Source organism: Paenibacillus turicensis (assembly GCF_050461185.1).
In the GTDB taxonomy this organism is placed as follows: domain Bacteria; phylum Bacillota; class Bacilli; order Paenibacillales; family Paenibacillaceae; genus Fontibacillus; species Fontibacillus turicensis_A.
In genome coordinates this window covers 1-732 of sequence record NZ_JBCMOR010000026.1, presented here as the reverse complement: position 1 = coordinate 732, position 732 = coordinate 1, and the positions used below count along the sequence as shown (strand labels likewise).

The following is a 732-nucleotide window of genomic DNA, read 5'->3' as shown; positions in this document are numbered from 1 at the left end:
TAAAGTGATACCCTGTTTTAGTCACCAGATTTTTAAAGACGGGATGACTTCCTGGGCGCAGGGGCAACGTATATTGGGAGGGGGTATATCTGGGGTCACCATCGATGTCCCCTTGTCCCACCCAGTAGCTGTTCCCCGTATGCATTCGGCTCCCTTGCTCCATCCGAAACACGGATTCCCAGTTAAAATCTGCGATGTCAGTGACATGAAAATCGTACAGCCTACCCACAACATCGACAGGGACAGTCGCCTTTGCCACATGATGTGTTAAATCGAGGTTCGCATTGGTTTGCTCACTCGGATTATCTGGTGCATTTTCCGCAAATGTGCGCATCTCAACATCATAAAAGCCTTCGTCCACCCAAACGGGTAAATAAAACTCCACTTCCTCTTCATAGCTTGCCACATCGATCCAAGTCCCTTTTGGATAAAAGGTCGTACGGAATACATCATACACATCAAAAGGAAACTTCACTTGCTTGTTGCGCACATATTTGCCATAATCTCGGTTGCCATAACCTTTATAGTTCGTATGTTGCCCACTGTTGGGTAAGTGAACGGTAAACGGACGTTCCAAAATAATCGCGGATCGATTTTGTGCAGGCTCCGTTTTTTGATTATGTGCCTTGTCGTCGGACACCGAAGGATATAACACCACTGGCGTATGTACGGTGACGGAATTGATCCCGTTGATTGGGTATTCCTTGTTATCGCCCCCATTGATATTGCCTG

The 732-nt window shown here is 46.9% G+C and carries 1 pseudogene; it reads right to left on the bottom strand.

The annotated features are described in order from the left end of the window. Nucleotides 1-732 (bottom strand): annotated as a pseudogene (locus tag ABE099_RS20700) (DUF5704 domain-containing protein); the annotation flags it as partial.